General features: G+C 64.0%; 9 protein-coding genes and 1 tRNA gene. 6 read left to right on the forward strand and 4 right to left on the reverse strand.

The annotated features are described in order from the left end of the window. Positions 1–159: 159 nt before the first annotated feature. Positions 160–957 carry a GNAT family N-acetyltransferase gene (locus M3498_18255; protein MDQ3461210.1) on the reverse strand — a complete coding sequence of 266 codons (798 nt, stop codon included), beginning with the start codon at positions 955–957 and terminating at the stop codon, positions 160–162. Positions 958–1,142: 185 nt separating this feature from the next. Between M3498_18255 and M3498_18260 the strand changes: the two genes are divergently transcribed. Next, entirely contained in the window at positions 1,143–1,721 is a 579-nt protein-coding gene (locus M3498_18260) for a fasciclin domain-containing protein (protein MDQ3461211.1), read from the forward strand. Between the two features lie 111 nt (positions 1,722–1,832). Then, positions 1,833–2,735: an AEC family transporter gene (locus M3498_18265; GenBank protein MDQ3461212.1), complete on the forward strand. Its 903-nt coding sequence runs from the start codon at positions 1,833–1,835 to the stop codon at positions 2,733–2,735. Between the two features lie 153 nt (positions 2,736–2,888). Here the strand turns inward: M3498_18265 and M3498_18270 are convergent, their stop codons facing one another. Continuing rightward, the gene (locus M3498_18270; GenBank protein ID MDQ3461213.1) at positions 2,889–3,536 is read right to left on the reverse strand and encodes a DUF2847 family protein; all 648 of its coding nucleotides are present in this window, start codon (positions 3,534–3,536) and stop codon (positions 2,889–2,891) included. A gap of 187 nt (positions 3,537–3,723) precedes the next feature. Between M3498_18270 and M3498_18275 the strand changes: the two genes are divergently transcribed. The 4 genes from M3498_18275 (at position 3,724) to M3498_18290 (ending at position 4,943) form a co-directional block, all read left to right on the forward strand. Further along, positions 3,724–3,815, forward strand: a tRNA-Ser gene (locus tag M3498_18275). Positions 3,816–4,104: 289 nt separating this feature from the next. Then, positions 4,105–4,329, forward strand: coding sequence for a hypothetical protein (locus M3498_18280; protein ID MDQ3461214.1), 225 nt, complete (start codon positions 4,105–4,107; stop codon positions 4,327–4,329). Positions 4,330–4,369: 40 nt separating this feature from the next. Further along, positions 4,370–4,603 carry a type II toxin-antitoxin system PrlF family antitoxin gene (locus M3498_18285; protein ID MDQ3461215.1) on the forward strand — a complete coding sequence of 78 codons (234 nt, stop codon included), beginning with the start codon at positions 4,370–4,372 and terminating at the stop codon, positions 4,601–4,603. Next, on the forward strand, positions 4,578–4,943 hold the full coding sequence (locus M3498_18290; GenBank protein MDQ3461216.1) for a type II toxin-antitoxin system PemK/MazF family toxin: 366 nt from the start codon (positions 4,578–4,580) through the stop codon (positions 4,941–4,943). Before M3498_18285 ends, M3498_18290 begins: the two co-directional genes overlap by 26 nt. A gap of 338 nt (positions 4,944–5,281) precedes the next feature. Here the strand turns inward: M3498_18290 and M3498_18295 are convergent, their stop codons facing one another. Then, on the reverse strand, positions 5,282–5,449 hold the full coding sequence (locus tag M3498_18295; GenBank protein MDQ3461217.1) for a hypothetical protein: 168 nt from the start codon (positions 5,447–5,449) through the stop codon (positions 5,282–5,284). Between the two features lie 68 nt (positions 5,450–5,517). Then, positions 5,518–6,615, reverse strand: a complete 1,098-nt coding sequence (locus M3498_18300; protein MDQ3461218.1) for a queuosine salvage family protein — start codon at positions 6,613–6,615, stop codon at positions 5,518–5,520. Between the last annotated feature and the right edge of the window lie 174 nt (positions 6,616–6,789).

Genomic DNA, 6,789 nt, shown 5'->3' on the forward strand with positions numbered 1-6,789 from the left:
TTGCGAGGAGCGACGAAGGAGCGGGTACGAAGTCGTGCGAAGCAACGTGGCAATCTTGTTTTACGTGTGGCGCATACAATACGAGATTGCTTCGCTTCGCTCGCAATGACAAGGTGCGTAAGGTGACCTGGTAAGTTGAGCCGAGCAGTTTCGGGAGGCTCATAGGGGAGGCTTAGTGGTTGTGCCCCTGAAGAGGTAATGCTCACCGCGGTGCGCTGTAACGGCGTAACCGCGCGCCAGATAGTGGCTCATCACCTCGCGCTGGGCCAGCCGCCAGGCCAGGGCCAGATCGGCGCCGCGCTCGAGCAGCTCAAGCAGGTCGGGACTGTAGACGGCCAGCCAGGCCGAGTCCAGGCCGAGGTTGGGCGGCGCGGGCCGGCCGTCTTCGCGCGCCCCCAGCGCGATGGGGACGCTGGTGGGGACGCTGACGGCAACGTCTGTGGGCGACGCCGGCTTGGCCTCGCGGCGGAGGTCCCAGAGGGCCAGCAGGCGGTCGCTCGGCAGGCCCCGGTTGAGCCGGTCGTTCATGGGCCCGTACTCGTTCACGCGGTACTCGAGCGCCTCGGCGCCCAGGTGCGTCAGGTTGAGCCGCGCGTTCTTGCGCTGCAGCGGGTCGAAGGTCCAGGTTATCCAGAGGATGCCCCGGGCCAGACACCAGTCTCGCTGGAAGCGCTTGAGCTCCTGGCCGAGGCCGCGCCCCCGGTAGGCGGGCAGGACGGCCAGCATGTGCGAGTGGTGGCCGGGACTGGGCCTCAACTCCGGACGGAAGCTGGGAAAGCCGTAGACGAAGCCGACGGCGCGCGGCCCCTGAAAGGCGGCGGCGACGAGACCGCCCGCGTGCGCCGCCGCCACGAGCTGCGAGGCGGGCACCAGCGCACGGGGCGCCAAGCCCCAGACCTCGGCCTCGAGCGCCTCGCAGAGTGCCATCTCCTCGGCGCTACCGAGTTCGCGAATCATGCAACCTCCTCTCGCCGCCATCGCTACGTCACCCCTGTATGTCACCCCTGTATGTCACCCCTGTGCCATCATCTTCATAGAACGCTCCGGTAGGCTTCGGTTCTGCAGGCTTTGTCAGGTTCATCTAGGCATTCTAGCCTCAGTTCCCAAAAGAAGAAAGGATACAAGTCATCATGACCCACCGAATGACCTACCGAATCCTTCCCCTGCTGCTCGGCTTGCTGCTCACCCTGCTGCTCACTCTGGCCCAGGCGACGAGCGAACCTGCGGAGAGGCCCCCAGCGAGCCCCCTAGAGAGCCCCGTGGAGAGCGCCGCCGCCGAGGGCAGTATCTTGGACATCATCGCCGCCGACATGCGGTTCAGCATGCTCTATGAGGCACTCGACGCCTCGGGCCTGCTCGAGGCGCTCGCCGCAGAGGGATCCTTCACCCTGTTCGCACCGACCGACGAAGCCTTTATGCTCTTGCCCGAAGCGGAACTCGCCGACCTCATGAACGACCAGGAGGCGCTCCTGCGCGTGCTCCGCTACCACGTCGCCGAGGGGCTCTTCGTCCACGAGAGCCTCCTCGAGGTCACCGAGATGACGACTCTGGAGGGCGACCAGGTCTTCATCACCGTGGCTGGCCAGGAGGACGGCGCTGAGATGATGGTCAACGAGGCCCGCTTTTTGGACGCTGGTACGCTGGCTAGCAACGGCGTGGTCTACGCCGTCGACGCCGTGCTCCTGCCGCCCGCACCCAACGGCAGCGAGGCGAGTCGCTAAGATTGCCCGTCGACGCCAAAGCTAGACCGACCGGAGGCACTTGAGCCTCCGGTCCTTTTTTGCCTGGCTTCTCCAGGCGCCTGGCGATAGCCGCCTGGTATAAGCTTGGGCGTGGACGCCGTCGGCACAACGCTCAACTCGGTTCTGCCGGCATTCTTTCTCATCGCCGTGGGCATCTTGGCGGGTCGGCTCTTCCCGGCGCTCGACATGAACACGCTGACGCGCCTGACGGTCTACTTCATGATTCCGGCGCTCGTCTTCGGGGCGATCGTAAGCACCACCTTGACGCTCTCGGCGGCCTCGCTCATCGCGCTGGCCTATCTCCTTTACCTGCTCGTCTTAGCCGTTCTCTCCGCTTTGGGCTCGAGGGGGCTCACGCTCACGCAGCAGCGCGGCATGATGGTCACGAGCCTCTTCGGCAATACCGGCAACATGGGCCTGCCCATCACCCTCTTCGCCTACGGCAGCGAAGGCCTGGATCGGGGCGTGGTCATCTTCGTCCTGTCGCTGATCCTCATGTTCGCGGCGGGCCCCACCCTCCTGGCCGGGGAGGCGGGCTTGGGCGAGCGAGTCAGAGCCGCCGCGAAGCTGCCACCCATCTGGGCGGCGCTGGCGGGGCTCGGGGTCAATCTGCTGGCCCTACCCCTGCCGCTCAGCCTGACGCGGGGGCTGTCGCTCCTTGGCGACGCCGCCATTCCCGTAATGCTCTTGTCCCTGGGCGTCCAGGTCTACCGCTCCTGGGTCTGGGACGTAGACGCTTTGGCCTTGCGGGCCTCGTTCTACCGCCTCGTGGCCAGCCCGCTCGTGGCCTACGCCGTCGGCGCGGCTCTCGGCTTGCGCGGGCTCGACCTCAGCGTGCTCGTGTTGATGGCCGCCATGCCCAGCGCCGTCACCATGTTCGTTGTCGCCGTCGAGGTCAAGGGCGACTACGAGGGCATCGCCCGCACGGTGGTGGCGACGACCCTGGGTTCCTTGGCGGTGATCGTCGCGGTGATCTTTTTCATGCCGAGCTAAAAGGGCCCAGTGGCCCTAAGCTCGGCTAAAAGAGCCCAGTGGCTCCAAGCTCAGCTAAAAGAGCCCAGTGGCTCCAAGCTTCAAAACCAACAGGCCCCGGTGAACCGAAGTGGGTTCACCGGGGCCTGTTGCAAGCAATGGTTGGCGTGAACGCTACAACTGCTGAAGCCTCTCGTAGGCGCTCTCGGCCCGCTCGCGCACCGCGCTGTGGTTGGTGGTGCGACCGCCCATCATCATGTGCATCTCCATGTGCTTGTCCACGTCGCCGAAGATGCTGTTCAGGACCTCGACCTCGTCCTTGGCGCGCAAGCTGGCGTCGTCGCGGAACAGGGTGGTGTAGGTGTACTCGAACTCCTGGTCGCTCATCTCGCCCGACAGGTACTGCTCCAAGAGGCGCTTGTAGGGTGTCAGGTCGCTCTGCGCCTGGACCTGGCCGACGGCGCCGCCCGTGGGCGTGTGGGGGACGTGCTGAAAGCCCGCCTCGAGCGCGTCGGGGGTGATGCTCCAGTTGTCCGCGTCGAAGACCGCCTCGCCGTCGCGGAAGAGGATCACCTGCGGCGACTGGTGGACGATGTTCGTCCTTTCGGCGACGAGATTGCTGGCCGGCCGGGCCTCGACCACGCGGATCACCCCGACCATGAGGTCGTCGCGGTCCTGCAACCGCTCCTGCAAAAAGCCGAAGCCCTGCATGGTCTTGTGGCAGGTGCCCGCCTTGAAGATGACGCTGGTCGGATGCTGCCCCAAAAAGCTCTCGACATCCTCGGGGCTCGTCAGGTTGAAGATTCTGTCTCTTAGGCTCATATGTTACCTCTTGACCATTCTAGGCAGGATGCGCGGCGGGGCGTGTCGTGCGGGCTTACGTTGTCGGTCCGGCGCGACTAAGGCGTAGGGTGAGCCTTTTGCTCTTATGCGGCCGCTCTCGAGGCGTGCCCGTTGTCAGCCTTGCCGTTGACCACGGGCGCGCGACTTGCTAAGCTTTTGTGGGCTTGGAGAGGTGTCCGAGTGGTTTAAGGAGCACGCCTGGAAAGCGTGTGTGTGGGGTAACCTGCACCGCGGGTTCGAATCCCGCTCTCTCCGCCAGGGACGCACAAACAGAAACCCCCGGTTCTGGCCGGGGTTTTCGTTTGGGCGATTACTGCCAATTTACTGCCAATTTACGACCAACTTTTCAGTTCAAGACCGCCGGGGTTGTGCTCGAGCCCAGCAGCTCGCCAAGGTTGACGAACCGCTCAGGCGCTACCGCGACCTGAAAGCCTCGTTCTACCGCGAGTCCCTCGTCTCTGAAATTATCCAAGCCCAGAAGTCACCTTCTCTGGACGGCAAGCTGATTGCTGATCTCGAGCACCAGATAAACGACATCGTTTACAGCATGTATGGAGTCAACAACGACCACGACCGTGCCATCATTGAAAATGTCGTGGGTGGTGAGGTGACACCCGAGGAAGTAGAGCTCGAGGAGGTCAGGAAGAATCTTCAAGAGGCCATCGAGCTGTATATGGAGAGCGCTGCCCTGGATGACGAGGCGATCAGTCCGGTGCAGTATGAGGTTCTGGAGTTGGATGTGGCGCTGTCACCAGCCAAACAAACTGTTTAGGGGACAAACGGGGTATTACGGTATGGGGTATACTGCGGTCATGGAAGAAAGCGCGCGCTCGAAAGTTACCGAGAAATACCAGGCCACGATTCCCGCACCGATCCGCAAGGTGCTGGGGGTAAAAAAGGGTGACACGGTGATCTTCGAGGTGGTTGGCGGCCAGGTGGTCTTGCGGCGAATGCCGCCTCTCGACAGGGATTACTTGGGCGCCCTTACGGCAACGCTTGGCGAGTGGAACTCAAAGGAAGATGACGACGCCTACGGCGGGCTTTGAACGGTTCAGTGTGTGGTTGCTGCCTTTTCCCTTTACGGACAAGCTGGCGAGCAAAAGGCGGCCGGCCGTGGTGGTCTCGAGCGAGGCCGCGTTCAATACGCCCGCAGGTCACAGCGTGATGGCGATGATTACCTCCGCGCGTCACAGCGCCTGGCCTCTTGACGTTTCAATTGGCGAGCTTGGTAGCGCCGGTTTGCCCGCGCCCTCGGTCGTACGCATGAAGCTCTTCACTCTCGACCACCGGCTGGCGCTGCGGCCTCTGGGCATGCTCGCCGGGGCTGACCAGGAGGCGCTCGAGGTTGCGCTAGCACGCTTGCTGACGAATGGCCCAGCAGCGTGACGGCAAAGGTTTGAAAGGAAGAGGCATGGCGATGAAACTCAAAGTTGTCATTCATGAAGAGGCACTCGATGAGCGGGACAAAGCACGTAAAACACCTAGTGCTCTGCCAAGCACAAATTGACAGGTGAAAGTAAGCTTGTCATTGCGCGCAAAGGTGAAGCAATATACTGTGCCGCAGGGGCAAAATGCAACATTTGCGCACTTGTTTTGTCCTCGTAATCACTCATCAAAATAAGATTGACAGAGCACTAGCAGGTCTTGCCAAAGACGCCCTCGAGTACCCGTCACAGCGGGCGCCGGCGGTGGCGGCGAGGGGCATTCGGCGCGCCGAATGCCATTCAGTCGTCCGGGTCGTCCGGGTCCAGGTCCTCCTCGTCGGCGGGCGGCTGACTGTCGCCTTGATTGCGGCTGGGATCGACGCCCTGCTCGCGGCTGGGGTCCGGCGTGGGGACAGGCGTGGGCAGGCCGTCGTCGGCGGGCTGGTCTTGCGGCTTCCGGTCGTCCATGATCTTCTCCTTTGCGAGCCCAGTCTAGCCAAGGGAGCGCAACCAAACCCTAACCACGAGGAGGCGCGTCAGTAGCAGACGGTCCGGGTGCGGTGGCGCGGCCGCTGCTTGTAGATCTCGCCTTGGCCCCGGTTCCAGAGCAGGTAGTCGAGGTCGCGAGCCGAGACTTGGTGACCGGTGCTCTTTAGGACGACGGTCATGAGCTCGACCGCATGCACGGCGGCCGCGCGGATCTCGATCTCCTCGCTCGAGCCCGGCTCGACGAGTTCGCCGGCTTCGATGCGCCCTGCCAGCGCCTCGTCGTAATGGAGCAGGCCGTCGACGCGCAAAACGTGCGGAACGAGGTTGTCGGCGAAGACGGTGAGCTTGTCCAAGTCCCTGAAGTAGCCGAGGCCACAGGGTAGGGCCACTGGGCCCCCGCTAGTGCGGGTACTACAGGGTAGGGTCACTGAGCCCCCGCTAGAGTCGAGGGTCACTAAGTGCCCTGCGGAGCGGGTAAGACCCGGCCTAGAGGCCGTACTCGTGCGGGTACTACCGCCGTTAAAGGCCAGCGAGAGGTCGGTGACGGTGATCTGCGCCCGCTTCAAAAAGGGCAGCTCGAGGCCCTGGTAGGCGGCGACGTCGCGGAACATGGGCATCTCGCAGAGCAGAGCGACGAGCCGCTCGGCCGAGCCCTCGGCGGCCAGGGCGAGCCGCGCCGGGCTACCTCCGAAATCGCTTTGCAGATAGGTGCCGAGCTCACGCAGCGCCTGCGCGAAGAGGCCCATGAGCTCGCTTCTCGCCTCGTCGCCTAGGTCCTGGCCGAAGATGCGGGCGCAGTCTTCCGCCGTCATCTCGCCGAGCTCGGCAGCCTCCGGGGCACCGCGCGCCTCGAACAGGTCCTTGAGCGAGGAGGCGACGGTGTAGTAGCCGGAGAGCCCCGCGCGCTTTTGAAGCTTGGGAAAGTAGCCCGAGCCGAAGTTGACGGTGTCGAGCATGAGCACATAAGCGGCCGTCGCCTCGGGGTCGCCGACGAAGTGATGGCGGGCGTCGAACTCGGGGGCGCCCGCGCCCGCGAGGGGCAGCGACAGGGCGAAAGGGCGGATCCTCGTGTGCTCGAGCCGGACGTGCTTGGCTTGTCCTACCACGGTGGCGCAGGCGGCGCGGAGCCGGTCGAAGACGGTCATGGAGTCAAGAATAACAGGAGCCAAGAATAACAGGGGTCAGGCCTTGCCGCCGTGCTCACGCAGGCGCTCGGCGCCCTCGGCATGGTCGCGGCTCAGGGCCAAGTCGAGCGGGCTGAGGCCGTCGTCGTTCTTGGCGTTCGGGTCGGCGCCGTGCTCGAGCAGGAGCTCGAGCAC

The organism is Deinococcota bacterium, from assembly GCA_030858465.1.
Classification (GTDB): domain Bacteria; phylum Deinococcota; class Deinococci; order Deinococcales; family Trueperaceae; genus JALZLY01.

Bases quoted from the DNA above. Each gene is read 5' to 3' on its own strand.
- M3498_18255 (MDQ3461210.1), bottom strand. From the start codon at position 957: ATGATTCGCGAACTCGGTAGCGCCGAGGAGATGGCACTCTGCGAGGCG.
- M3498_18260 (MDQ3461211.1), top strand. From the start codon at position 1,143: ATGACCTACCGAATCCTTCCCCTGCTGCTCGGCTTGCTGCTCACCCTG.
- M3498_18270 (MDQ3461213.1), bottom strand. From the start codon at position 3,536: ATGAGCCTAAGAGACAGAATCTTCAACCTGACGAGCCCCGAGGATGTC.
- M3498_18280 (MDQ3461214.1), top strand. From the start codon at position 4,105: ATGTATGGAGTCAACAACGACCACGACCGTGCCATCATTGAAAATGTC.
- M3498_18285 (MDQ3461215.1), top strand. From the start codon at position 4,370: ATGGAAGAAAGCGCGCGCTCGAAAGTTACCGAGAAATACCAGGCCACG.
- M3498_18290 (MDQ3461216.1), top strand. From the start codon at position 4,578: ATGACGACGCCTACGGCGGGCTTTGAACGGTTCAGTGTGTGGTTGCTG.
- M3498_18295 (MDQ3461217.1), bottom strand. From the start codon at position 5,449: ATGGACGACCGGAAGCCGCAAGACCAGCCCGCCGACGACGGCCTGCCC.
- M3498_18300 (MDQ3461218.1), bottom strand. From the start codon at position 6,615: ATGACCGTCTTCGACCGGCTCCGCGCCGCCTGCGCCACCGTGGTAGGA.